The 26,708-nt window shown below is 39.6% G+C and carries 21 protein-coding genes; 6 read left to right on the forward strand and 15 right to left on the reverse strand.

Annotated elements, in window-relative coordinates:
* Nucleotides 1–24: 24 nt before the first annotated feature.
* Together B9A18_RS04435 and B9A18_RS04440 are read left to right on the forward strand one after the other, a co-directional pair.
* Nucleotides 25–642, forward strand: a complete 618-nt coding sequence (locus B9A18_RS04435) for a polysaccharide deacetylase family protein (RefSeq protein ID WP_084287486.1) — start codon at nucleotides 25–27, stop codon at nucleotides 640–642.
* Between the two features lie 135 nt (nucleotides 643–777).
* Nucleotides 778–3,054 carry an aconitate hydratase gene (locus tag B9A18_RS04440; RefSeq protein ID WP_084287487.1) on the forward strand — a complete coding sequence of 759 codons (2,277 nt, stop codon included), beginning with the start codon at nucleotides 778–780 and terminating at the stop codon, nucleotides 3,052–3,054.
* A gap of 76 nt (nucleotides 3,055–3,130) precedes the next feature.
* Here the strand turns inward: B9A18_RS04440 and B9A18_RS04445 are convergent, their stop codons facing one another.
* Genes B9A18_RS04445 through B9A18_RS04455 form a run of 3 tightly spaced genes read right to left on the reverse strand, consistent with a single transcriptional unit; the run spans nucleotide 3,131 to nucleotide 6,770 of the window.
* Complete coding sequence (locus B9A18_RS04445) at nucleotides 3,131–3,544, reverse strand: putative signal transducing protein (RefSeq protein ID WP_084287488.1); 414 nt, start codon at nucleotides 3,542–3,544, stop codon at nucleotides 3,131–3,133.
* Nucleotides 3,545–3,579: 35 nt separating this feature from the next.
* Nucleotides 3,580–4,917: a GH1 family beta-glucosidase gene (locus tag B9A18_RS04450; protein WP_084287489.1), complete on the reverse strand. Its 1,338-nt coding sequence runs from the start codon at nucleotides 4,915–4,917 to the stop codon at nucleotides 3,580–3,582.
* Nucleotides 4,918–4,952: 35 nt separating this feature from the next.
* The gene (locus B9A18_RS04455; RefSeq protein ID WP_084287490.1) at nucleotides 4,953–6,770 is read right to left on the reverse strand and encodes a MutS-related protein; all 1,818 of its coding nucleotides are present in this window, start codon (nucleotides 6,768–6,770) and stop codon (nucleotides 4,953–4,955) included.
* A gap of 106 nt (nucleotides 6,771–6,876) precedes the next feature.
* Between B9A18_RS04455 and rlmH the strand changes: the two genes are divergently transcribed.
* On the forward strand, nucleotides 6,877–7,350 hold the full coding sequence (gene rlmH, locus B9A18_RS04460; protein WP_084287491.1) for a 23S rRNA (pseudouridine(1915)-N(3))-methyltransferase RlmH: 474 nt from the start codon (nucleotides 6,877–6,879) through the stop codon (nucleotides 7,348–7,350).
* 248 nt (nucleotides 7,351–7,598) lie between these two features.
* Here the strand turns inward: rlmH and B9A18_RS04465 are convergent, their stop codons facing one another.
* The 6 genes from B9A18_RS04465 to B9A18_RS04490 all read right to left on the reverse strand — a co-directional run bounded on the left by B9A18_RS04465 (nucleotide 7,599) and on the right by B9A18_RS04490 (nucleotide 15,753).
* Entirely contained in the window at nucleotides 7,599–8,138 is a 540-nt protein-coding gene (locus B9A18_RS04465; protein WP_084287492.1) for a DUF5606 family protein, read from the reverse strand.
* 26 nt (nucleotides 8,139–8,164) lie between these two features.
* Entirely contained in the window at nucleotides 8,165–8,626 is a 462-nt protein-coding gene (locus B9A18_RS04470; protein WP_084287493.1) for a peptidylprolyl isomerase, read from the reverse strand.
* A 77-nt stretch (nucleotides 8,627–8,703) separates the two neighbouring features.
* Nucleotides 8,704–10,263, reverse strand: a complete 1,560-nt coding sequence (locus B9A18_RS04475) for a SusD/RagB family nutrient-binding outer membrane lipoprotein (RefSeq protein WP_200816311.1) — start codon at nucleotides 10,261–10,263, stop codon at nucleotides 8,704–8,706.
* Between the two features lie 40 nt (nucleotides 10,264–10,303).
* A complete protein-coding gene (locus B9A18_RS04480) occupies nucleotides 10,304–13,621 on the reverse strand; it encodes a SusC/RagA family TonB-linked outer membrane protein (protein WP_144009402.1) in 3,318 nt (1,105 codons plus the stop codon).
* Nucleotides 13,622–13,907: 286 nt separating this feature from the next.
* Nucleotides 13,908–15,050 (reverse strand): FecR family protein, encoded by a 1,143-nt coding sequence (locus B9A18_RS04485; protein WP_084287495.1) that lies wholly within the window; start codon nucleotides 15,048–15,050, stop codon nucleotides 13,908–13,910.
* Between the two features lie 70 nt (nucleotides 15,051–15,120).
* Entirely contained in the window at nucleotides 15,121–15,753 is a 633-nt protein-coding gene (locus B9A18_RS04490; protein ID WP_235005231.1) for an RNA polymerase sigma factor, read from the reverse strand.
* A 232-nt stretch (nucleotides 15,754–15,985) separates the two neighbouring features.
* On the opposite strand from B9A18_RS04490, the gene B9A18_RS04495 reads away from it, so the two are divergent.
* Nucleotides 15,986–17,167, forward strand: a complete 1,182-nt coding sequence (locus B9A18_RS04495) for an asparagine synthetase B (RefSeq protein ID WP_200816325.1) — start codon at nucleotides 15,986–15,988, stop codon at nucleotides 17,165–17,167.
* Here B9A18_RS04495 and B9A18_RS04500 read toward each other — a convergent pair.
* The 3 genes from B9A18_RS04500 to lpxK are packed head-to-tail and all read right to left on the reverse strand — an operon-like array spanning nucleotide 17,164 to nucleotide 21,024.
* The gene (locus B9A18_RS04500) at nucleotides 17,164–19,176 is read right to left on the reverse strand and encodes a putative porin (RefSeq protein ID WP_084287497.1); all 2,013 of its coding nucleotides are present in this window, start codon (nucleotides 19,174–19,176) and stop codon (nucleotides 17,164–17,166) included. The two genes, B9A18_RS04495 and B9A18_RS04500, sit on opposite strands and share 4 nt — an antisense overlap.
* On the reverse strand, nucleotides 19,176–19,991 hold the full coding sequence (locus B9A18_RS04505; protein ID WP_084287498.1) for a purine-nucleoside phosphorylase: 816 nt from the start codon (nucleotides 19,989–19,991) through the stop codon (nucleotides 19,176–19,178). Before B9A18_RS04505 ends, B9A18_RS04500 begins: the two co-directional genes overlap by 1 nt.
* Nucleotides 19,963–21,024, reverse strand: a complete 1,062-nt coding sequence (gene lpxK / locus B9A18_RS04510; protein ID WP_084287499.1) for a tetraacyldisaccharide 4'-kinase — start codon at nucleotides 21,022–21,024, stop codon at nucleotides 19,963–19,965. Before lpxK ends, B9A18_RS04505 begins: the two co-directional genes overlap by 29 nt.
* A 115-nt stretch (nucleotides 21,025–21,139) precedes the next feature.
* On the opposite strand from lpxK, the gene pruA reads away from it, so the two are divergent.
* The gene (gene pruA, locus B9A18_RS04515; RefSeq protein ID WP_084287500.1) at nucleotides 21,140–22,777 is read left to right on the forward strand and encodes an L-glutamate gamma-semialdehyde dehydrogenase; all 1,638 of its coding nucleotides are present in this window, start codon (nucleotides 21,140–21,142) and stop codon (nucleotides 22,775–22,777) included.
* Between the two features lie 288 nt (nucleotides 22,778–23,065).
* Nucleotides 23,066–23,800 carry a class I SAM-dependent methyltransferase gene (locus tag B9A18_RS04520; protein ID WP_084287501.1) on the forward strand — a complete coding sequence of 245 codons (735 nt, stop codon included), beginning with the start codon at nucleotides 23,066–23,068 and terminating at the stop codon, nucleotides 23,798–23,800.
* Nucleotides 23,801–23,884: 84 nt separating this feature from the next.
* Here the strand turns inward: B9A18_RS04520 and B9A18_RS04525 are convergent, their stop codons facing one another.
* The 3 genes from B9A18_RS04525 to B9A18_RS04535 all read right to left on the reverse strand — a co-directional run bounded on the left by B9A18_RS04525 (nucleotide 23,885) and on the right by B9A18_RS04535 (nucleotide 26,587).
* Complete coding sequence (locus tag B9A18_RS04525) at nucleotides 23,885–24,556, reverse strand: carbonic anhydrase (RefSeq protein WP_084287502.1); 672 nt, start codon at nucleotides 24,554–24,556, stop codon at nucleotides 23,885–23,887.
* A gap of 6 nt (nucleotides 24,557–24,562) precedes the next feature.
* The gene (locus B9A18_RS04530; protein WP_084287503.1) at nucleotides 24,563–26,167 is read right to left on the reverse strand and encodes a SulP family inorganic anion transporter; all 1,605 of its coding nucleotides are present in this window, start codon (nucleotides 26,165–26,167) and stop codon (nucleotides 24,563–24,565) included.
* Between the two features lie 81 nt (nucleotides 26,168–26,248).
* Nucleotides 26,249–26,587: a hypothetical protein gene (locus B9A18_RS04535; RefSeq protein WP_084287504.1), complete on the reverse strand. Its 339-nt coding sequence runs from the start codon at nucleotides 26,585–26,587 to the stop codon at nucleotides 26,249–26,251.
* Nucleotides 26,588–26,708: the final 121 nt, after the last annotated feature.

The following is a 26,708-nucleotide window of genomic DNA, read 5'->3' on the forward strand; positions in this document are numbered from 1 at the left end:
AGCATAAACAACTTACATTTGACTATGTACCTGGTCAAATCCCCGCTATTGTTAAAATGGTATTATCCATCTCTAACCTGGAATAAGCCTCGCAATGAAAGTGTTATTTACTTAACCTTTGACGATGGACCTATACCCGATGTTACAGCCTTCGTTTTAAAAACTTTGAAAAGCTTCGATGCAAAGGCCACCTTCTTTTGCATCGGGGATAACATTGTTAAACATCCTGATGTTTTTGAGCAGATTAAAAAAGAAGGACATCGCATAGGCAACCATACTTTTAACCATCTTAAAGGCTGGAAAACTGAAGATCAGGTATATCTGGGAAATTTCAAAAAATGTCAGGAATTAACCGGAACAAATTTGTTTCGTCCGCCTTATGGGCGCATAAAAAAATCTCAAATTTCGGCGATAAGGTCCGCAAACCCTGAAATGCAGATCATCATGTGGGATGTTTTAAGTGGCGATTTTGATAAGGAGCTATCTCCTGAAAAATGCTACGAAAACGTCATTAAACATACACAAAACGGCTCTGTTATCGTGTTCCACGACAGCTTAAAGGCTTTTGAAAGATTAGAATATGCATTGCCTTTAGCTTTAAAATATTTTAAGGAGCAAGGGTATCAATTCGGACTGTTGTAGTCAGAATGCACTTCTCTGTTATTTAGAACAGGTATAAATAATATAATGATCGGCATATGATCATTATCGCCTGTTTTTTTTTGTAAATTCGCTACCAATTATCGTAATAACTTACCCTTTTAACACATATTATCAATGGCTTTTGATATAGAAATGATCAAAAAGGTGTATGCAAACTTTGGCCCCCGTGTAGAGGCGGCCCGTAAATTAGTAGGCAGACCTTTAACACTTTCAGAAAAAATACTTTATACCCACCTTTGGGAGGGAAACACGAATACTTCTTACAACAGGGGTGTTGATTATGTAGATTTTGCTCCTGACCGTGTGGCCATGCAAGATGCGACTGCTCAAATGGCTTTATTGCAATTTATGCAGGCAGGCAGACCACAGGTGGCTGTTCCTTCTACAGTTCACTGTGATCACTTAATTACTGCTAAGTTTGGTGCTGAAATTGATTTACCAGCAGCAAACACAGAGAGTAAAGAGGTTTTCGACTTTTTAGCTTCAGTTTCAAACAAATACGGCATTGGTTTCTGGAAACCAGGTGCAGGTATCATTCACCAGGTAGTATTAGAAAACTATGCTTTCCCGGGTGGTATGATGATCGGTACTGACTCACACACTGTAAACGCAGGTGGTTTGGGTATGGTTGCTATTGGTGTTGGTGGGGCTGATGCCTGTGATGTAATGGCTGGTTTGCCATGGGAGCTTAAATTCCCTAAGCTGATTGGGGTTAAATTAACAGGAAAACTAAATGGATGGGCTTCTGCAAAAGATGTAATCCTTAAAGTTGCTGGTATCTTAACTGTAAAAGGTGGTACAGGTGCAATTGTTGAATATTTTGGCGAAGGTGCAGAAAACCTAAGCTGTACTGGTAAAGGTACCATTTGTAATATGGGTGCTGAAATTGGTGCAACTACTTCTACTTTCGGTTATGATGAGAGCATGGAGCGTTATTTACGTGCAACCAACAGAGCTGATATAGCTGATGCTGCAAATGCAATTAAAGAACACTTAACTGGTGATGCTGAAGTTTATGCTGATCCTGAAAAATATTTTGACCAACTGATTGAGATCAACCTTTCTGAGCTTGAGCCTTACATAAACGGTCCTTTCACTCCAGATTTGGCTACGCCGATCTCTAAGATGAAAGAAGTAGCTACTGCAAACGGATGGCCTTTAAAAGTAGAATGGGGATTAATTGGTTCTTGTACCAACTCTTCATACGAAGATTTATCAAGAGCAGCATCTATTGCTAAACAAGCGATTGATAAAGGCTTAGTTACTAAAGCAGATTTTGGTATCAACCCAGGATCTGAGCAGGTACGTTACACTGCAAACCGCGATGGTTTATTAAAAACTTTCGAAGATTTGAATGCAACAATCTTTACGAATGCCTGCGGACCATGTATTGGTATGTGGGACAGGGTTGGTGCTGAGAAACAAGAGAAAAACACGATCGTTCACTCGTTTAACAGAAACTTTGCTAAACGTGCCGATGGTAACCCTAATACTTATGCCTTTGTAACTTCTCCGGAAATTGTAGCTGCAATTGCTATTGCAGGTGATCTTAGCTTTAACCCATTAACTGATACTTTAACAAATGATAAAGGTGAGCAGGTTAAATTAGATGCACCAAAAGGTGACGAACTTCCTGTAAATGGTTATGCTGTTGAAGACGCAGGTTATCAGGAACCAGCTGCAGATGGTAGTGGTGTAAACGTAATTGTATCTCCTACTTCACACAGGCTACAATTGCTAGATCCATTTACACCTTGGGAAGGTACTGATCTTAAGGGATTAAAATTACTGATCAAAGCAAAAGGTAAATGTACTACAGATCATATCTCTATGGCTGGTCCATGGTTGAAATTCCGTGGTCACTTAGATAACATTTCTAACAACATGCTAATCGGTGCGGTCAACTTCTTTAATGAGAAAACCGACAACGTTAAAAACGAACTGACTGGCGAATACGGTCCGGTACCTGCAACACAACGTGCTTACAAAGCAGCAGGAATTGGTTCTATTGTAGTTGGTGATGAAAACTACGGTGAAGGTTCAAGTCGTGAACATGCGGCGATGGAGCCACGTCACTTAGGGGTACGTGCGGTATTGGTAAAATCTTTTGCCCGTATCCATGAAACCAACCTTAAAAAACAAGGTATGCTTGGTTTAACTTTTGCCAACAAAGACGATTACGACAAGATTTTAGAAGATGATACAATCGATATCCTTGGCTTAACGACTTTCAGCCCTGATGTTCCATTGACTTTGGTTTTAAACCATGCTGATGGATCTAAAGAAGAAATCGTTGTTAACCATAGCTATAATGCACAACAAATCGAATGGTTTAAAGCAGGTGGTGCTTTAAATATCATCCGTAGAGAAGCTGCAGCTAAAAACGCTTAATCAGCAATAGATTAAAAAAATTAAAGGGGTTGTGCCAATGGTACAGCCCCTTTTTTATAGCGAAGGCCGGTATCTTTTAAAACTCGTGTTCGCAGTTAAAACAGTGATAGGTCTTCTTTGCATGAAATGGATATACCATCAGCAGGAAAGAAACGATTATCGTAAATATGCCAAAGCGCTTTTTGGTAGCCTGCACATAACCTACATTAGAAGAGTCGCAGTTAGGACAAATAGCCACAGTTGCTGTTTCGGCTTCTTCTGTTAACGGGATCGGAACATCCTGATCTTCCAGAATGCTTTTAGCCAGTTCTACATCTTTTTCAAATAAATGCAGCTTAACGCCCCCCAATGCCTGCGTATACAAGGGATTAATGGTGATCGTGTTTTCATCAGAAAGAAAACATTGCACACCACTATCCAGCAATCTTGATTTTACAATATTGGCTTCTATAGGATTATAAAAAGTTTCGAATACAATAATCTTATCCATGAATTTGTGTGTTTCCCTTAATATAGTAAAAAAGACTAATGACTCAAAAAATCTTTGAACCAAAGGCCCGAATCTTTAACTGTACGTTGCTGTGTTTTAAAGTCGGTATGCACCAATCCGAAACGGGCAGTATAACCTTCAGCCCATTCAAAATTATCCATGAGTGTCCAGGCCATATACCCGGTAATGTTAAGTCCCTCCTGCTTTGCTTTTAGTAAGGCTGCCAAATACTGCTGGAAGTAATGTATGCGATCCTGATCGTGAACTTTGTTATTCACCACCTTATCATGATAAGCTGCGCCATTTTCGGTGATCATTAAAGGCGGAATGTTTGGATAAGATGCAATTTGCTTGATAATGTTGTAAAAACTGTCGGGATTAATTTCCCAGCCCATAGCGGTATGCGGCTTTCTACGACTTTTGGCTTTTACCTCCCAGGCTTGCACCACCGGAATAAAAGCATTGTACCTGATGGTTATAGGGAAATAATTTTGGATACCGATGAAATCAAAGTCGAAAGTAAGTCGCTCCGTATGTCGCCATGTGGAATGCTGAATGGCAAATTTCTCCAACACATCCCAGTTGGCAGTAGGATAACCCATCCCCAGCAAGGGTTCTATAAACAGACGGTTCATCAGGCAATCTACTCGCTTAGCAGCCAGCAGGTCTGATTCATTCTGGGTATACGGTATAATCTCCGAACAGGAAAAGCTAGTTCCGATATGCGCATTTTTAACTTCAGTCCGCAATATCCTTCCACCGTCGGCCTGGGCTATTGCCGTATGATGGACAGCAGAAAAGAAATTGGTTAAACCAGTTTTTCCCGGTGCATGAATACCCAGCATATAGCCAAGGGAAGTAAAGCCAAAGGGCTCATTCAACACGATCCAGTTCTTTACTTTATCCCCATATTCCTTTGCACATGTAATTACAAAATGATTAAAGCTATCATTCACTGAATAAGCCGTCCAGCCGCCCTCATCCTCCAGGGCATCGGGCATATCCCAATGGTATAAGGTAATGTATGGTATAATACCTTGTGCTAAACATTCGTCTATCACAGCATGATAAAAGCGAATCCCCTCCCTATTGATGCGACCTTTACCCTGGGGCAGAATGCGTGGCCATGAAATAGAAAAGCGAAAGCCACTAAAGCCCATTAATTTAATCAGCGCAATATCTTCCTTATATCGGTGATAGAAATCGCAGGCAATAGCAGGATCATGTCCCTTTTTAATCTTTCCTGATCGTTTAGAGAAGGTATCCCAGATAGACTTCCCCTTTCCATATCCTTGCGCAGCCCCTTCAATCTGTGCAGCAGCCGTCGCTATGCCCCATAAAAAATCCTTTCCAAAATCAGAAGCCTTGATCATATTGTTTTAGTATAAAAAGGCAAGATGGTAATCTCTTATGAAGTTAATGTTAAGCCAATCTCTTTCAACAGTAATGCTGCATTAAATGTTTTGCAAGGGCCATGTTTCAACTTATAATCGAATTTCATTTCACCTTCGGCAATCTGAATATCAAAATGATAATTCCTCACCTGATGCGTATGGTTGGCTTCCATCTCAGATAACTGCAGATCGTGTGTAGCAAACAATGCGGGAGTTTGCTGTTCTATCAGCTTCTCAATAAACACTTTTGAACCGAGGTATTTATCCCTGCTATTAGTCCCCCTTAACATCTCATCAATCAATACGAAAGAATTTTTATCAGCCTGTATGGCATCAAGGATCATTTTAAGGCGATTAAGCTCGGCCTTAAAAGTTGAAGTATGGTCATTTAAAGAATCCTTAATCCGCATGTAGGAAAGGATTTTAAAGATAGAAACCGACATTTGGGTGGCACATACTGGCGCACCGGCAAAAGCTAGCGACATATTGATACCTACTGTACGCAGGAAAGTACTTTTTCCGGCCATATTAGAGCCTGTAACAATATCGACCGTAGGATGTGCTTCCAAATTAAAACTATTCATTACGCGCTCGCTTTCATGGATCAATGGATGACCCAAATCGGTAGCGCTCAAATGGAAATCACTTTCAATGACAGGAAAATTCCAATCAGGCTGGTTATAGCTTAAGGTTGCGAAAGCTATGAGCTCTTCGAAACGACTGATCCGCGCCATCCCGCTTACTACCTGTTCTGCGGATTGGTCGTGCCAATTGCCTAAGGCAATAGAACATTTGAGGTCCCACAATAAAAAGAAGTTCAGAAAGGCCCCTACGAGCTGATTCAATCGGGCATCAAAATCGACAATAATAGACGACAGTTGTTTGATCTGGGCGCTTAATGGCTTAGTGGATGTATTGTTATCAAAAAATCCCTTAATGTATTCACTCTTCCAGGTTACCTCTTCTGTCCATTTGACGGTTCCGGCAAAAGCATTTAACATGGCTGATCCCTTGCCAAAGCCATTATACACCAGATTGATTTTAGAAAGGTTGAAAAAGGTAAGTCCCGAATTAAAGAGTAATACCAATGCAAAGGCGTGCCAAAGCAATTCACCAAATGCTATACCCAAGGCCAGCATTCCAAAGGTAACAAAAGGAACGAGTTTAACATATAATCGCAATGCAGCATTACGGGTAAACTTCAGCTGTTCCGGTAACTCATGCTGCAACTTATCTTTAATTACCCGCAGCTGTCCCGGTTTATGGTTCTGCAGTTCAGCCCTGAAATGGCAAGTCTGTTCAATATGGTTCTTTAATTCAGTAATAGCCTCCTGCCGTTGCAGGATGGTTACTTTATCATTGGGTCTCCTCAGATTAGCAGCCAGAAGATCCAAACCTGCCTGGGTGTTGCAACGATTAATAAAAGCGTAAAGGGAACCCTGACCAAAAATATCAAGGTCGGAAGCATATGGATGGTATTCATCAGCATAGACAGTCCCATCGTCGTAGCCATTTTTACCCGTCCTCATGTGATTTACTTCATTCTGGTAAACCCATAGCAATTGTCCGGCATAAACCAGTTCATTTTGTACGGCAGCCTGCTTTTTAACCAGAAACAGAAACAACACAAAAGGTAGGGCTAACAATACCCCGAATGGCCATGCAAAGCCTAAGTTAATGATGAGTGCAATAATCAGAATCTCTGCGAGGAAAAGGCCTAAACGTGAAAAGGAGATGGTGTTTAGTTTGCGTTTGAGATCGTTAATCTGTTTTTGTTGCTGGTCTGCTTTATTTTGATAGTCTGTAAGGATGCTATGTTTTGTTTTTACCATTATCTTTGAAATTCCTGAATAATTTATTGCTTTTAACCTTTGACCTCGGTCAAGATAAGTTGTTACGATAATATTTAGGTAATAAAGTTAAACAATAGATCAATAAATGAAGATAACACTACTGGTTGTAGGAAAAACAGAAGATAAGTATCTGATTGAGGGTATTGAGAAATATCTGAACAGGCTAAAGCATTATATCGGTTTTAACCTGCTGGTCATTCCGGATGTAAAAAATACCAAGAACCTGACTGAGGCGCAACAAAAATCGAAGGAAGCGGAATTGATCCTGAAGCAGATCAGTAACCTTGACACGGTAATTTTAATGGATGAAAAAGGTAAAAAATATACGTCTGTAGCCTTTTCAAATTATCTAAACAAACAGATGATTGGGAGTGTTCAGCATTTAGTATTTGTTATTGGCGGTCCGTATGGGTTTGACGAGAGCATTTACAAACGGGCCAATGGTAGCATGTCACTCTCTGATATGACTTTCTCACATCAAATGGTTCGCTTGTTCTTTGTAGAGCAGCTTTACAGAGCATTCAGTATATTAAAAGGTGAGCCCTATCACCACGAATAAATTTAAAAAACAGCTTGTGGAAATTAAAGCTACAAAGCATCATTATTAAAAGGAGGTTATTATGGTACCCGGCGATTTTAAGAGAAATTACAGGTTTAAAAGTGATAAAAATAAAGACAAACTGAGTTATATTATTGCCATCATTATATCAGTGATTGCATTTTTGCTGATCTGGTATTTGTTTTAAAAAACAAAAGGGCACCCTTGTGGGGTACCCTTCCGATAATAGGTATATTACTTAAGGCTAACTAAACGCCTTTTTTACTTGTCATATTTGCTTTTTTAGCTGGTTGATTAGCTTTGCTTGGTGCCTTAGCGTTTGACGGCTTTGGTGCAGCTTTAGGCTTTTTCTCCAACTTCTCTTCAGCTTTCAATGCTTCGTGTTCCTCACTTAATGCAGGAGCTTCCTCGCTAAATAAAGGCAGATCTTTAAGGATATGGAACCAGCTTACAATTTTCTTCATATCTGAAGCGTAAACTTTCTCTTCGTCATGACCTGGAGCAACTTCTTTAAAAAATGCTTTTAACACAGTTGACTCAGCTTTTGCATCAGGAACATTTCCGTTTGCGCTAACCATATTTGCTAAAACATCAGTTAATTTCAAATCATCATCCTCACCATATACTGTAATATCCTCTAATGATGCCAGTTTAGTTGAAGTCATATTGGCTACAATTTTAACTTTCTGTGCATCCAGACTTTCAAGAACATATCCTGCTTTATTCTGACCAACAAGCTTAAATAAACCTGGTCTTCCAGATACTGCTACAATTCCTCTTAAATTCATATCGTTTGTTTTTGAGAAGTTAAGAATTAATCTTCAATAACTTCAATGCTTAAAATCTTGTCTCCTTGTTTAATACTGTCCACAAGATCAACATTTTCAACCACTTTACCGAAGCAAGTGTGATTTCTGTCAAGGTGTGCAGTATTATCTCTGCTGTGGCAAATAAAGAACTGAGAACCACCTGTATTTCTTCCGGCGTGAGCCATAGATAACACACCACGCTCATGGTGTTGGTTTTCGCCAGTCAATTCGCAATCAATTTTATAACCCGGGCCACCTGTACCTGCTAAATGTGCTGTAGCAGCATCTTTAGAGTTAGGGCATCCTGCCTGAACAACAAAATTAGGGATCACCCTGTGAAATGTTACTCCGTTATAAAAACCTTCGTTAGCTAATTTTTTAAAGTTAGCAACAGTATTTGGTGCATCCTGATCGTAGAATTGAACGGTCAACTCGCCTTTCTCTGTTTTAATTATTGCTTTGCTCATGATATTTTATGTAAAAAGCAAAAATAGTAAAATGAAATGATTACCGAAGACAATGAATGTTAAAAAGAACAAACGACCTAATTTCTTAAAATCCACATAGTTTGATTGGTATCATCGCTACCTCCATATTGACTTTGAACTGCAGCATCCATATTTACCGAATTATAGCTCAGCTCATTTGATGGGTAAAGCCAACGCAATGGTAATTTAGAAGATGGGGTATTTAAATTGGTTGAGGCATTTAAGGTAAATACCGGATAGCCAGTTCTACGATTTTCAAACCATGATCCATATTTAACACCTTGTAAAAAGTTTGCCAGATATTTTTGTGTGATGATCTGTGCAATCTGCTGTTCATTTGTTCCAGCCAACACTACCGGAGCTGTGCCAGGGAATGCGTTAATATAAGTTGCATCCATCTTCATATTGTGATGGTAATCTGCCAGATCCGGCGTATAAGCTGCCACAAAATTCATGGAATTGACGATCCCCGCAGCATAATAAGTCTGCGCCGGAACACCTGTAATCCAACCCCTGACAGCTGCTTCTGCCAGGATAAACTGCTGATCCCAGTAACTGAATACACTAACTGGCTCGGCATTTACCAATTGTACATAACGGTTGTTCAAATCTGCATAATCCTTACCTACCCGCCTGGTTTGTAAAGCAGAAAAAGCATCTGAGGGCTCAACACCAGGATAGGCATTAAAATCAGATTCAGACACGCCCGCAGTTATTTTTACCGAAGATGGCTTGGCATAATAAAACAAACGTCTGTCATTCATAGCTTTTAGCGGTCCCAGCAAAGTGTTGCTCAGCATGGTATAGTTCGACTTTACGAATGAATTACTTGAACCGGCCGGAACATCAGACCATGGGTAATTCTGACCGGCCGTATTGTTGTAAACTAATGCAAAATTATCCTTATAATCACGCATCAGAGGACGATTAGTCACAATATCTTTAAACCGCTCAACAACTTTCAGGTCTGCATCAGCTGTTTTCTTATACAGATTGATCAGCACATGAAGCTGAAAACTATTGGTTAACCTCCTCCAGTTGTCGGTCTTTCCACCATAGATCGGATCACCTTCAAAGTTTACTCCTTCAGCAAACAACTGATTGGCTTGATCCAGTTCATTCAAAACACCTAAAAACACGGCTTTCTGTGTATCATATTTAGGCTTCAGCACACTACTTTCTCCTTTCACCGCATCAGAATAAGGGATGTCCCCAACCTGCATGGTAGTCATAAAAAACTGCCAGGCCCGCATAAAGTGCCCCAATGCCTGGTAGGATTTCCTTAAGCCTTCACTTGTAGCATTAGCTTCCATAGGAGTAATATTCCTGAGCAAGGTAATGCGGTTAAAATCTGTACGGCCTAATCTATTGTATTGGAAACCTTCCTGTCCCTCGCCCCAGGTAATATACTTTCCTAATAAAAACGGTTGCATAAAACCTTTGGTTGAGCTGATATCCGAACGTGTAATATTTAAGATCATACCACTGGCCAGCATAGCCGAGCTGACCTGCGTCGCATCATTAGGATTAGTGTTGATCTCTTCAAACTTATTACAGCCGCTGCTCATTACCACCACCGTCAGCAACATATATTTTAAAAAATTATTTTTCATCATCTTACGATTTACTTGTGAAATGTCTATAACCATATCATTATTAAAAACCAATTCTGAAGTTAAAACCTACCATACGCGAAGACGGCGAATTCAGATCTTCATTATCCTCATCAGGATCTGAAAACTTAAAATTGGTGAGCAATAAAAGGTTTTGTCCGGTAACAGTGAAAGAAGCAGTTTTTGCCCCCAACTTTTTGGCCAGATTAGCAGGTATATTATACCCCAAAGAAACCTCACGCAGCTTAACAAAAGTTTCATTCTGTATGCCCATATCGCCACCTCTGAAGGTCTGAGCGAAATCCTGGTAGCCCACCTGTACATCATTTGCAGCATATTGACGGGTATCGCTGGTGATGTTACCATACTTATCGTACTTAGCTTCACCGGAAATCACTTTCACCCCTTTTCCTACATAATTGTTCAATCCATTTACAACCTGGTCATAACGATATTGGTTATCCGATTCAGGGTTGGTTCCGGTATCCCACATTTTATCGTACATATAATTGTACATTAAACCACCTATTCGACCATCTATATTGATACCCAGGTTCCAGTTTTTATACCTGAAATTATTGATAAAACCAAAGCTGAAATCAGGTTCTCCATATCCATACTTTTTGCTGTAATCGCTTTCCACGGGAGAGCCATTATTGTAGATGACGTTCCCGTTAGGATCGGTAAGCCAATATGAACTGGTGTAAGTATCCAATCGTTCTCCTTTCCTTACCCAAAGATTGTCTGGCGAATAAATAGGATCCAGCTCATTATAATACCGGTGCTGGTTTGACCAATTCACAATGGCATTCCATTCGAAATCTTTGTTCCTGATTATAGGACCGTCCAATGTAATTTCCAACCCTTTCCTGTTATAGGTTTCTAAAGTATTGACCAGTATGGTTGAAAAACCTGATGATCCCGGAATAACCGGGTTTACCTGCCTGTTATAATAGTATTTATCGAAATAAGCTACATCAAAGTGCAAACGCCTTCCAAACAAATAGCCCGCAGCACCTAATTCCCATGTGCGTTGTGTACTTGGAAGTAACCCCTCAGCAATTAGTTTTGAAGGATAACTGGCAGCATTCAGAGTATTCCATGCGGCAGTGGTAGTACCATAATATTTATTGATTGCAAATGGATCAAAAGCATTTTTAAATAGGGTCCAGGAACCTCTCAATTTAAACATATCCACCATTGAAGGTAGTTTAACCAATTCAGACACAACAATACTGGATCCCAGTGAAGGATAGAAGAAAGATCTTGAAGCTTTAGGCTGACTGGAATTCCAATCGTTTCTTCCTGTTGCATCAAAGAATACAGCGTCATTCCAGCCTATGGATGCACGACCATAAAGACTATTAATTTGTTGCGCCCAATTATCCCTGGCATCTGAAAACGTATCATAAATAATGTTGACCGGTTCAACAGAACCTTTTAAAGAAAAGTACCTTGGTGAGATCAGTCCGCCTTTAGTTGTAGCGATAACATTATCCTTATTATAATAAAACAAAGTCCCACCGGCAAGTCCGCTTACCGACCATTTGCTTATTTTTTTGTTATAGGTCAGGATCAGATCATTATTTGTAGACAAACCCGTTCGATCAATCGCCTGGTACATACCTCTTGCATCCCATCCTCCTCTTGTAGAAAAAATATTGGCTCTAGGATTCTGTTTGGTAATCCGGTCGTTAAAATTGTCGTAGCCCAAACGCAGCATCAGGTTAAAGTCGCTGTTGAATTTATAATTAGCTGTTACGCTGGCATTCAACTTGTTCTTGGTCTCACCGTTCAACTTTTCGTTTGCAATTAAGTATGGGTTATCATACCAATTGGTATACATCCAATTCTGCGTTTTATCAGGTACCACCCAGTAATCTTTATAATCCCGGATATCATATTCTGTACCGGTCCACATGATCAACTGGTATAAATAACCCTGATCACCGTATCCACTACCCCACATTTGAGGGGTAGAGCCCCTACTGATTCCAAAGCGACCTTCTACTTTAAACTGATCGTTGATCTTTATTTCCCCACCAGAAGTGAAGTTCAAAATATTCAACTTCTGATTTGGAAACTGACCTTTCTGGAAAATATGGTTTAAGCCTACTCTGAAACTTCCATTTTCACTGCTTTGTGCCAGCGCGACATTATTATTGGTAACGATACCTGTGTTCATAAAATTCTTCAGGTTATCCTTTCCTACAGATACCAATGGTCTGCCTTCTTCAAATTGCTTGGTTTCAGGATTCCAATCCCTGGCTGTATTTCCGGCATTTAACCTTGGGCCCCAAACATAATCGTTATCAATTTGTCCATTCTGACCACGTCCATACGAACTTTGCACTTCTGGAATAGCCAGATAGCCCAATTGAAACATGGTATTACTGTTCACGTCTACAGAGAAGCCATTGCTGGCAGCTCCTTTTTTTGTGGTGATCATTAACACCCCACCTTTTGCACGTGAACCATACAATGAAGAAGCTGTTGACCCTTTCAATAAATCCATGCTTTCAATGTCATCCGTTGGCACATCCCGCAAAGTCATATTTTCATAAGGAACACCATCAATCACGAGCAGCGCACTTTCTCCCCGAAGCTCAATAGCTGGGCGGGCATTAAATTCTGTTGAATTTTTGATTACCAATCCTGCAACCCTTCCTGTTAATGAAGTACCCAAATCTACACCTTTAACCGTTTGTAATTCTTTTCCTGCAACTTTTTGCACTGCATAGCCCAGGGCCTTTTCAGATCTCTTGACGCCCAATGCAGTTACCACGACTTCAGAAAGATCCTGTAATTCTGCTTCAAGCACAATATTCAAAGTACTGGTAGCAGCAGTTACGCTTACTTCCTTCGATACATAGCCTAAAAATTTTACCACCAATACATCCCCAGCTTTTGCATCAATAGCAAACTCGCCAGATGGGCCGGAAGAAGTACCTTTACCCGAACCTTTAACCAGGATAGATGCACCTGGCAGGGGGTTGCCCTCTTTATCCACCACTTTCCCCTTAATATTTATAAAAGAGGAGATATTTATAAATTCAATTAACCCCGGGGTTTTCTTTTTAATCACCACCATTTTATTCATAATGGCATAAGAAAAAGGTCTGTTCTTAAAAATCAGGTTAAGTGCATCTTCAATGCTTCCATCTTTTATCGATACACTTATTCTTCCTTCCTGTTTGATGAGTTTATTATTGTAAAAAAAAGTATAACCACTTTGTTTTTTGATACTTCCAAATAGGTTATTGAAAGTTGCGTTCTTTTCGTTGAGCGTAATCTTCTGGGAATAGCCTTCAGCTGATACCTGGAGGCAGCCAATGATAAGTAAGATTACTATAAGTTTCATTTTCAATAAATTCTTGGGTGAGAACAGCCACCTTAAGGCAGGGGCTTTCCTACATAAATTAAAATTCATATTTTTGAATGTTTTGGTTTATCCATTAATTATTTAACAAGGTATTTTCTGCGATCGACCGGAACTATGTTCCATTCTAATTTGGATGGACAAACCGGCCCCTGTGTCACCAGGGTCCGGTTCTTTCCTTCAAAAAGATCTGTACGGGTTTGTATTTATCTTTTCATATGCCGTTTGGTTTAAGTTTATATTTGGGTTGTTTGGTAATACTGCTCTTTTATTTTGTTACGATCAATTTTCTGTTTTCAATTTTAAAATGTACTCCACTGCCATATTCAAGTACCTTTAGCACTTCCGAAAGCTTTACATTTCGCGGAATATCCCCGATAAACTCATCATCCATCCTGTCGACCTGATAAACAATTTCTATGTCGTACCAACGCGATAGCTGGCGCATAACCGTAGGCAGGTTATCATTCTCAAAGTGAAAGTATCCATTCTTCCAGGCCATTACCTGTTCTATATTAGCTGGTTCAATAATCATTTTCCCTGGTAGGCTATTATTTATCCTTGATTGCTGACCCGGCTTAAGCTTATTAATGGCCTTAACCATATTTTTACCAATAGCACTAACCTTTACACTCCCCTCCAATAAGGTGGTTTTAGTAACCTCTTCATCAGCATAACTATTCACGTTAAAATGCGTGCCCAAGACCTCAACTTCCTGTTTATCCGTAACCACTACAAAAGGCATTCGTTCCATCTTAGCCACTTCAAAATAAGCCTCTCCACTTAACTCCACCCTCCGCGTGCTATGACCTTTAAAAGATGGCGGAAATTTAAGTGATGAAGCCGAATTTAACCATACTTTAGTATCATCTGGTAAAGTAATCTGATAGGTACCTCCACGTGGGGTACTTGCTTTCAACAGCGCTTTATCTAGGATTGAAGATTCCGCAGAAGCGGATGAAATTTTACTGCCATCATTATAGGTCAGAGCATCGGCATCAATAACAACTCCGGTTTTTGCATCACTTAAGCGAATTGTTTTACCATTTGCCAGGGTAAGCACTGCAATATTTTTACCCGGAGCTACATCATTTCTTTTTAAACTCAGACTGGCTTCTTTACCACTTTCATTTTCATATCTTGCCTTAAAAAACCAGCCTCCCGCAGCCAGTAACAACAATACTGCCGCCGCAGCTGTCAGCCTTTTAAAATTAAATTGCTTCTCTCTTTGTAAGGGAAGTGATTTACTCAGTCTGGAGAAAGCCTTTTCAAAATCAGGAGCATCCAGGTCATCATCATTTGCTTCAAGTGCTAAATTCAAATACCAGCTTTCTACAATAGCCTTTTCCTCCGCAGTGCAGGTACCATTTACATATTTTTCAATTAAACCTTTAGCAATTTCATTTTCCATACGCAACAAGATGCTATTACATCCATCTAAGGTTATGACGAATAGCTTAAATCAAAGTGGTAGATTTATTTTAAGAAAATATTCTGTTGATCAACATGAGCATTTGAGTGATGCCCAATAGTACCGTCAGGTGTAATTTTAAGCGGAGTATTTTTATAGCGTTATGTACCTGCTTTTTAACCGTACCTTCTGAAATGCTTGTCACATCCGAAATCTCTTTATATGACAAATGATGTTTACGGCTCAGTTCAAACACTTTTCGCATCTTTTTGGGAAGCTTTGCCACTTCCAGTTCAATTCTGTTAATCAGTTCACGTTCCCTAACACTATTTTCTGTAACAAACTCTCCTTTATCATAAAACTCCTGCAGATTAGCGAGGTAGTTTACTTTTACTTTATTTCTGTTGATCAGATCGATCACCTTATTGCGGGTAGCGGCATAAAGAAACGAGCGGATTGAGGTGGTAAAAACCATTTCAGATGCTTTGGCCCAAAGTAAGGTAAAAATATCCTGTACAACATCAGTAGCCTCTTCATCATCTCTTAACATTTTTCGGGAGTGTCTGAACATAATTGGCCAATACCGATCATAGATTTCAGTATACGCCAAACGATCCCCTTCCTTTAATAAGACGGTTAATTCCTGATCCGTGTATGCGCCATAAGCAGCCATAATAATTATTTCCCCATTAAAGTTAAGCAAACATCCCTAACTAAAGTTAATTAAAATTCAACTCAATGTTAACTAATTATTCGATCATCCCCTATGCCTAAAATAAAAAACCAAACTTAATGAAGATCATTTCTTCTTTTTACAGCGTTATATAATTAGATTCGTATCTATGCGTGGCTTTATCACATCAAAACGTTTAAGTCTTTTATTGGCCTTGTTATGCTTCAGTATAGGGCTTAAGGCCTCCTCTATTCTGATTTATATGGATGAGGATCAGAAAAACCATTTGAAGGCTTATGGCATAGCCTATTGGGGCATTAAACAGCAAGCAGATGTAAGCTGGCTTTTAAATTACAGAGGGGGAAGCTTTTTAATTAAGTACAATAAAGCTGTTGAAGATGAATGCAAAGCACGGGGCGTATCGTACCAGGTACTGGCCGACGGGAAAGTCACTGCCATATTAAACGAGATTAGCGATCCTCAGGTAAACATGGAAATGGTTAAGCTCGAAAAAGCGCCTAAAATAGCCGTGTATTCACCAAAAAGCAAACTACCCTGGGATGATGCCGTAACACTGGTGCTTACCTATGCAGAGATTCCTTACGACGTCCTATACGACGATGAAGTATTAAAAGATAAACTATCGGGCTACGACTGGCTACACATGCACCATGAAGATTTTACAGGTCAGTATGGCCGTTTCTGGAGTGCTTTCAGAAATGCGACCTGGTACCGTGAAGATGTAAAAAACCAGGAGGCCGCAGCGAAAAGAAACGGTTTTAAAAAGGTTTCTGAAATGAAATTGGCTGTAGCCAAAAGGATAAAAGAATTTTGTTCCGGAGGCGGATTTTTATTTGCCATGTGCTCGGGAACGGACAGTTATGACATTGCCTTGAGTGCCGAAGGATTAGACATTTGTGAAAGCATGTTTGATGGCGATCCTGCTGATGCGCAGGCACAGGCAAAACTCAACTTCAACAGGACCTTTGCTTTTAAAGATTTTCAGCTGGACCTGAACCCTGCCAATTATGAATTTTCTGATATTGATGTAACCCAGACCAGAACGTTGGTTCAAAGCAATGATTTCTTTACCCTATTTGATTTTTCAGCCAAATGGGACCTGGTGCCAACCATGCTGACTCAAAACCATGATAAGGTAATCAAAGGATTTATGGGGCAGACCACCGCTTTTAGAAAGAGCCTGGTAAAACCGAACATAACCGTATTGGGTGAAAATAAAGGTGCAGAGGAAGTACGCTACCTAAATGGAGAAATCGGTAAGGGACAATTTACTTTTTATGGCGGCCATGATCCCGAGGATTATCAGCATGCTGTAGGCGATCCGCCTACAGACTTAAACTTACATCCAAACTCACCGGGATACCGACTCATATTGAACAATGTGTTGTTCCCTGCGGCTAAAAAGAAACCGCAGAAAACTTAATCATAAAAATTCCACTGCACCCCGAACTTAAACAGCAAACGATCCTGCATTGGATATTGGTTAATGGTATAATAACCTTTAGAAGGGAAACCCTGGTTAACATAATCGCATTTAACAAACAGATTGGCCTTTCTTAGACTAGCCCTTACCCAGACATCCAGAATAGGTGTGCTATCAAATATCCTGCCTTCACCTACGAAAAACTGACCGGCAGCAGGTGAATAGGAATAGTTTTGATAAGGCGAATTGTAACGGATATCAAAACCAATATTAGTTTTGAGTGCCTTAAAGAAGGTTTGATCCAGATAAAAACTGTTAAAAGTATAAAACTCGGGCGTACGGAGCACGCTTGTATTATCCGTTTTCTGATAAACGATGTAACTATCTAAATGAAATTTACCGAATTTGAATTTCTTGCCAACTTCAATTTTCAATAAGTTAATATTTCCACTTAGCTGATCAGGGGAAATGGTAACACTATCAGCAATAGTTGAACCTTCAGGAATATTATTTTTAAAAAACAGGTAATTCGTAATCAGATAGTATTTGGCAGAAGCGTCCAACTTTAATTTATCATTCATGTATTTAAAAGATAAATTGACTGTTTTGGTACGATCGAAATTCCTAATCCAGTTGTAATGATTACCAAAGTATCTGTTATAGATTTCCTCAGGAGATTTATTTTCAAAATATCCTCCTAGTACTACCCTACCTACTTTATTACTCAATAACACATTACTTGTCGCTTCATAAAGGAAATCACCGGCATTTCTGCCTTGAAAAATCTGCTGTACATCTACATTCAGGTCAATGCGGTTACTAAACCTATATCCCGCAGCCCCCAATAGAGTAACATTTTGAAAAGTTGCGTTATAGTTGTAAAAATCAGTATTGTCGCTGTACCTGCTTAGCTGTGTATAATTATAATATTCGTGTCTGATACCAGCATCCAGTTTCAGCTCATTTTTAATAAAGCTGCTCGACTTCCCTCTTAGAAAAAAGCTATAGACAAACTCATTCTGTATACGGCTGTAACTGGTACTGTCGTTGGTAAATACCTCGTCGGCAGATCCTTTTGGAAGCACGGTGAAGTCATCTGCCTCATTCTTTTGGAAAGCGTAGTTTTTTCTATCGTAACTGAAAGTATAGGCAATTTTATTGGTAGGCAGTATTTTATCCGATATTTCCTGAGCAGTACTGTCTATGCGACCAACAAAATAAGATTGTTTAATGAGGAATGAACCCTGACGCCATATTTGCCTGGATTCATTTAATCTTGTTCGTTCGGCAATCCTGTCGATAGATGGCCTTGTAAAAACCTCTGTATTATAAATCGAACCATTTTCTGCAGCCTTTAAAGTATTGAATACGCCGCTAGCCCAAAGGTTATAGCGTTTATTGGGCGTCTGATACCAGGTAAAAAGTGCTCCATTTAGATCATCTCCCCTTTGTCGGGAATAGATACCATTAGCACCAAGCCTGTTAAAGTTTGCCCCAAAATTCCAGTTCTTACTGATATTTTGCGAGTGGATCACTTTAAAAACTTGTTCCGCATCACCTGCAGTAGCATAGTAAAGACTGGTAAATGGGGTTCTGGCCTGATAATATTTCACATCATCATGCGTCATGGCATAATAATCAAGTACATGAAACCCCGGGTCAAAACCGATACTTTTTCTCGGTTCAAATAACATGGGCATTGCTGCGAGTCCCATATTACCCGTACCAACGGTTGGTCGGCGAGGCTGAACAAGCACGCTAAAATTCTGGAAACCATTTAAGCTTGTATCCAAGGCCATGGTTTGTATACTATCCTTAGATAATTTAAGCGTGGTATACCTAACGTATTTTGAAGTAAAAATTACGGAGTCCAGCCCCCCCTCTTCCTTCTTCCTCAAGGAATCAAGCTCCTTATTGTCTCTCACTGTAGTTTTTAAATCCTGGGCATACAATTGCCCTGCACTGATGCAAAACAGCAATAAAACAAATAAAACAATGCGTTTATACATTACAGCGTTGAAATTAACTGGCTCAATATTTTTGTCATCTTAGGTTCGGCAGCACTTGCTGTCGCCAATATTTCTTCCAGACTAACCGGCATCAGGATTTCCGGGAAACCTTCATCAGTTAATACCGAAATGGCAAAAACAGGGATACTCATGTGGTTGGCTACAATAACTTCCGGCACGGTACTCATACCAACGGCATCACCACCAATTATTCTAAGATACTTATATTCTGCTTTAGTTTCGAGGTTGGGACCTGTTACCGAAACGTAAACGCCCTGATGGCAATTGATGCCTTCTTTTTTAGCAATTGCCATTGCGTTCTTAATCAGTTTTCGGCTGTATGGCTGACTCATATCCGGGAACCTTGGTCCCATATCTGCATCATTATGTCCTCTTAACGGGCTTTCAGGTTGCAGGTTGATGTGATCATTGATGACCATCAAATCACCTTTTTTAAACGCTGGATTTAAAGAACCTGCAGCATTGGAAACAAATAAACAGTGTATTCCCAGCGCCTTCATTACCCTGATTGGAAAAGTAATTTGCTGCATGCTATACCCTTCATAATAATGTAATCGGCCTTGCATCGCAATTACCTTTTTACCGTTCAGCGTTCCAAAGATTAATTTCCCTGAATGAAACTCCAGTGTAGAAATGGGAAAATTAGGGATATTGGAATACATTAACTTGTATTCGACCTTTATTTCACTAACCAGGCCACCAAGACCTGTGCCTAAAACAATTCCAATTTCAGGTTGAAAATTATCGGTTTTGCGTTTTATATATTCAACTGTTTCGTGTAGCGCTTGATACATAGTCTAAAATCTTTTGATCAAATGTAGTTTTATCTTCTTTTTGCAACTCTATTTTAATTGGCAAATAAAAGACTGGTAAATTTACAAGTAATTCTTTGAAAGTAACATCTAATAAACGTTGTGCATCCTTTTCTGTTGTGACAATGATTTTTTCTTTAATTGATCCACTTTGGAAAGCATTTACCAGCTGTTGAATATTCTGCTTGCTAAACCGGTGATGGTCTGGATAATCATGATGATAAATATTTCTAGTAAAGCGATTTAGGTGCTCGCATAAAGGTGTTGGATTCGCAATTCCGGTTAATAAGAAAACCGATGATTCGGCTAAAATGGTATTGCAGTCCCGCTCTTCAGCGGAATATAGGTGCTTTAAACTCCCATAGGTGATGAAAGAAAAAGCCACTTCTGTTTCAGCTTTGTCGTCAAACTTCCCGGTACATTTTAGTCTTTCGGCAGCATTGATAACCGTAGGCGCTTTAGTAACGAGCAGTGTTTGTGCCCTTTTATATCCACTAAATGGTTCCCTTAAATTTCCCGCGGGTAGCAGGAACTGGGGGCTTAATAATTTATGGTATTCAAAAAGCAAGATGCTAAACCCCGGTTTTACCTTGCGATGCTGAAAAGCATCATCCATCAGGATGAGATCGTGATGATCCTTTAACCGATTAATCCCGGTTATGCGGTCTTCACAAACGGCTACTGTTACCTGAGGGAATTTGTTATAAAACTGCATAGGCTCATCGCCAATAGTTGCTGCAGTTGCCATATAATCTGCCAGTACAAACCCCTTGGTTTGTCGGCCATACCCCCTGCTTAAAATCGCTATTTTACGATCGCCAAGCAAATGCACCAGGTATTCGGTTACCGGACTTTTCCCCGATCCGCCAACAACCAGATTACCGACACTAATGATAGGGATATCAAAGCTAGTGGATTTAAATACCCCTAAATCATACAGTTTATTTCTGCATATAACTACCATCCCGTACAGGATAGAAAAGGGGAACAACAGTAATCTCAGGTATTTAATCATGCTTGGGATTCAAAAATAAGAATTATTACAGCGTATTCTATGAAGATTATGCAGAATGAGCGTTACCTCTCTAATAAAATAAAAAACTACCTTTGTAAAAACAATTTATAATATCATGCTTAAAGGATTTTTTAACGTACCAATTCCTGTAAACGAGCCCATTTTGGGTTATGCTCCGGGAAGCAAAGAACGTGAACTTTTAAAAGCGGCTATTGCAGACGCCCGCTCTAAACAGATTGAAATACCAATGCATATTGCAGGTAAGGAAGTACATACTGACAATAAAGGAAAAGTTACACCTCCACACGATCACCAGCATATTCTTGGACAATATAGCAAGGGCGAGAAAGCTCATGTAACACAAGCAATTGAAGCTGCTTTGGCAGCTAAAGCCAACTGGGAAAACCTGGCTTGGGAGCACCGTGCAGCAATATTTTTAAAGGCAGCAGATTTAATTGCTGGTCCTTATCGTTATAAATTAAATGCAGCAACCATGCTTGGGCAGAGTAAAAATGCTTACCAGGCGGAAATTGATGCAGCATGTGAGTTGATTGACTTCTTACGTTTCAACGTGAGTTATATGTCGGATATTTACAAGCAACAACCTCCGGTTTCTCCTAAAGGATCATGGAACAGAGTTGAGCAACGTCCGCTTGAAGGTTTCGTATTTGCTTTAACACCATTCAACTTTACTGCTATTGCAGGTAACTTACCTACTTCGGCTGCAATGATGGGTAACGTGGTAGTATGGAAGCCAGCAAACACGCAAATTTATGCAGCAAACGTATTGATGCAGATCTTTAAAGAAGCTGGTTTACCTGATGGCGTAATCAACCTGGTATATGTATCTGGTCCTGATGCAGGTGATGTGATTTTTAGTCACCCTGATTTTGCAGGTATCCACTTTACTGGTTCTACCGGCGTATTCCAAAACATCTGGAAAACTATTGGTAACAACATTCATAAATTTAAAACTTATCCACGTATTGTTGGTGAAACAGGTGGTAAGGATTTCATTTTAATCCATGGTTCTGCTGAAGCGGAATCATCAAGTACTGCAATTATCCGTGGTGCATTTGAATACCAGGGACAAAAATGTTCTGCGGCTTCACGTGTGTACGTAGCTAAGAGCATCTGGCCAAAGGTTAAAGAATATATGTTGCGCGACCTGGCTACCTTTAAAATGGGCGGTACAGAAGATTTCGGTAACTTCATCAATGCGGTAATCGACGAGAACTCTTTTGACAAGTTGACTAAATATATCGACGAAGCGAAAAAAGATAAAGGCGTAGAAATTATGGCAGGTGGTGGTTACGACAAATCTAAAGGTTACTTTATTGAGCCTACAGTTTTAGTGGTTGACGATCCGAAATACACAACGATGTGCGAAGAGTTATTTGGTCCTGTTTTAACGCTTTACGTTTATGAGGACAAAGACTTTGATCAGGTATTGGAAATTATTGACTCTACTTCTATCTATGCGTTAACAGGTGCTGTAATTGCTCAGGATCGTTATGCGATTGAGAAAGCATCACACGCTTTAAGAAATGCAGCAGGTAACTTCTACATCAATGATAAGTGTACAGGTGCAGTTGTTGGTCAGCAACCATTTGGTGGTGCCAGAGGATCTGGTACAAATGATAAAGCAGGATCGATGATCAATCTTTTACGTTGGGTTTCTCCACGTGCGATTAAAGAGACTTTTGATCCACCAAAGGATTACAGATATCCGTTTTTGTCGTCTAATGATTAAAAAAATAACCGTTCTCTTCGGAGTCTGGCATCTGTTGCGAAAGGGCAACAGCGCCTAAGGCCTCCTCGGAGAAGGTAATTTTTTTGGTTACAATACGGCGACGAAACTTTTGATGACAAAATAAAAGCCCTTCTGGTGATCCGGAAGGGCTTTTATTTTACGGCATAGGATGTGATCATCTTATGAAGAACATGATGTTGCTTAAGCGTCTTTGTAATCTCTTAAACTCCCAAGACCGGTGAAAATGAAGTACTATATTTGTACTTCGACATTTATACTTCCGCCTATATGAAACAAAACAAATACGACGACCCTGATTTTTTTGAACGTTATGGGGATATGCCTCGTTCTGTTACCGGACTAAATGCTGCAGGAGAATGGCACATATTACAAAAAATGTTGCCTGATTTTAAAGGGAAAAACGTACTTGACCTGGGTTGCGGACTCGGCTGGCACTGTATTTATGCCAAGCAGATGGGTGCACAAAAAGTGATTGGAATTGATCTTTCTGCCAAAATGCTTGAAAGTGCGAAAAAGAAATCCGAAGATCTTGACATTGAATATCTCCAGATAGCAATTGAAGAGATTGACTTTGCAGCTCAGGAATTCGACATTATCATCAGCTCCCTCGCATTTCACTATGTAAAAGATTTTAACCTGGTTTGCAAAAAAATCAGCAAGTACCTTAAACCAGGGGGCAGCTTAATATTTTCGCAAGAGCATCCAATTTTCACATGCCGTTCAGAACAAGATTGGTATACTGATCAATCAGGAAACAGGTTGCACTGGCCCGTAGATGATTACCAAATCGAAGGTATAAGGGAAACGAACTTTTTAGGACATACGGTTATTAAATATCACCGAACTATGGAAACCATAGTTAACACCTTAATTGATTCAAATCTCCGTATTGTACAAATCTCAGAGCCTCAACCTTCGCAAAACACGTTGGACGAATACCCTGAGATGAAAGACGAATGCCGGAGACCAATCTTTATCATGATATCGGCTGTTTTGCAGTGAGATTAAACGACTAATAAAAAAGGCTTTTGACATTAAATTTATGCCAAAAGCCTTTAGCTTTTTAAATGTTAAAATTATGCTCTGCTATTTTTGGGCTTGCATTTTAAACACCGGAGAAATATCTTCTGGCCCCGATGCGCTTACCTGCAAATCCTTGATCAATCCGGTTTCCAGACTATATGCCCAGGCATGTACACTTAGTTCCTGCCCTGAAGCCCATGCATTCTGTACGATAGATGTGCTCATAACGTTGGCAGCACCTTCTATTGCGTTCAATTCAACCAAACGGTTCGATTTTTTTTGCGGATCCTTAATCGTTTGCATCTCACGTTCGTGCATTCGGATAACGTCTTTGATATTCCTTAGCCAGTTGTCAATCAAACCAACCTGCTTATCGCCCAAAGCAGCATTTACGCCGCCGCAACCATAATGGCCGCACACGATAACGTGTTTTACTTTTAATACATTAACAGAATAATCCAACACACTCAGCATATTCATATCTGTATGTGCTACTACATTTGCAATGTTACGGTGTACGAAGATATCACCAGGCATTGTATTCGTAATTTGATTCGCCGGCACACGGCTGTCAGAACATCCAATCCAAAGAACCGGAGGGGCCTGACCTGCAGAAAGTCTTTCGAAAAATGTTGGATCCTCTTTAAGCGTCTCCGCTACCCAATCCTTATTTCCCTGTAATAAACCTTCGTATGTTATTTTGTCTGTATCTGGTTTTTCTAATTTAGCGCACATAATATTTTAATTAGTAATTTCTTCAATGACTTTATTATTCAATTTTGGAACGATGTATTGCTGTTTAACATTTTCTAAGACAACAATAATCCCCTTCGTGTAAGCATTATGCTTATAATTAAAAATGGTTTCTAACACATCCGGGTCAATATACCTCGAATTAGTTCCATCAATAATCACATTAGTTTCTTTCGGAATTTTATTCAACACGATTTGTATGGCAGCTTTATTCAAGAAAGATACTTCTTCTGCCAGCTTAATTCTGATATTCTTTTTATTTCCTTCTTCCTGAATTTTGTAGAAGAACGGATTACGCATGTTAGTACGTAGCAGGTAAAACACCGAGAATAACATCCCTATGGCTACACCTTTCAAAAGATCGGTAAGCAATACAGCTACAATAGTAATCACAAACGGGATAAACTGATCCCATCCTTTATGGAACATATGCTTAAATAAAGCCACTCTTGTAAGTTTATAACCTGTTACCAATAGTATTGCAGCTAAACATGCCAAAGGTATCATATTTATCAGACCCGGAATAAAAAGTAAAGATAAAAGTAACCATACCCCATGAAAAATAGCTGACATCTTGGTTCTTCCGCCAGCATTAACGTTTGCCGAACTACGTACAATAACCGAAGTCAAAGGTAAACCACCCAGTAAACCACTAAACATATTTCCGGCACCTTGCGCCATTAATTCTCTGTTGGTTGGTGATACTCGTTTAATCGGGTCAATTTTGTCTACCGCCTCTATACTTAAAAGGGTTTCTAAACTAGCAACAACTGCGATAGTAGCGGCTACAATCCATACTTTACCATTCAGGATCTCAGAAAAATTCGGTGCTACAAACAGGTCTTTAAATTCTCCCCATCCATTTACTACCGGAATCTCTACCATCTGCTGTGCACTCAAAGCATAACCTGTCCCCTGAAAGGCAATACTTAAGCCTACACCTAAAATTACCACTACTAACGGAGCTGGAATAGCACTAAGCTTTTTAAACTTAGGCCAAAAAATAAGCACCAGGATAGACAAACTACTAATTACTATAGCCGCTAGCGTAAAATGATTTAAGGCACTTCCGATAGCAGAAAAAGTATTCTCACTATCTTTTTGTAAAAAACTCTCGTCGCCAAAAAAATCTGAATCTACACCTAAGGCATGAGGTAATTGTTTAAGAATTAAGGTCAGTCCAATTGCAGCCAACATCCCCTCAATAACACTGGAGGGGAAATAATTACCAATTGTACCACCTTTTAATAATCCCAGAACAAGTTGCATTGCTCCCGCCAGAACTACGGCAAGTAAAAAGGTTTGATACCCTCCCAATTGACCTATAGCTCCCAAAACAATTGCGGTTAATCCGGCAGCCGGACCACTCACACTTAACTGCGAACCACTAAAGCTCGCAACGACGATCCCCCCAACGATACCTGTAATTAAACCCGCAAATAACGGGGCACCAGAGGCTAACGCAATACCCAAACATAAGGGTAATGCTACTAAAAATACGACGATACTGGAAGGCAGATCGCGTTTTAAATTCTTTTTTAAGATATACTTCTTCACTTCCAGTCTAGAAAAGACTGAGTTTCCACTTTGCATAAAACTAAGTTTAATGATTTAACTAATTTTTAAAAAAAATTGCATAGTTATCCCTACAAGAGGAATTTATGCCCATAAAAATTAGCAGTGGTTAGGAGGAGGAGTAGGAACTAAAGGGTGGAATGGGTCGACGTAGCGCTTAAAGTGCTCAATAAAACTATTGCTAACGACACCATAACTAAGTACAGCCAGGAAGCTATAATCGTTGTATAGCTCCGTTTTGAAATCACAAAGCTTCACCTTTGCTTTCCCACTATCGCCATCAGCACTATGCTCTACTTCAATTTGCATAATCACTGAATTCATGATCTCTTTGTCGATGTGGTTAAAAAACACAGGCGCACCAGATATCATCATCTTTGCTGAAAAGATGCCCAAAAAGGTGATGATAATAAATAAACGATATTTCCTTAGGAACATTTATCTCTGTTTTGTTTTTTAGAACTTCTCAAAAATAACTCCAAAATAACTTAACTAGCAAATGAAGTTGTAATAAAAATGTAATTTCGTTAATAATAACTGCCAAAATTAAATTAGAAAG

This window comes from Pedobacter nyackensis, from assembly GCF_900176505.1.
Taxonomy (GTDB): domain Bacteria; phylum Bacteroidota; class Bacteroidia; order Sphingobacteriales; family Sphingobacteriaceae; genus Pedobacter; species Pedobacter nyackensis.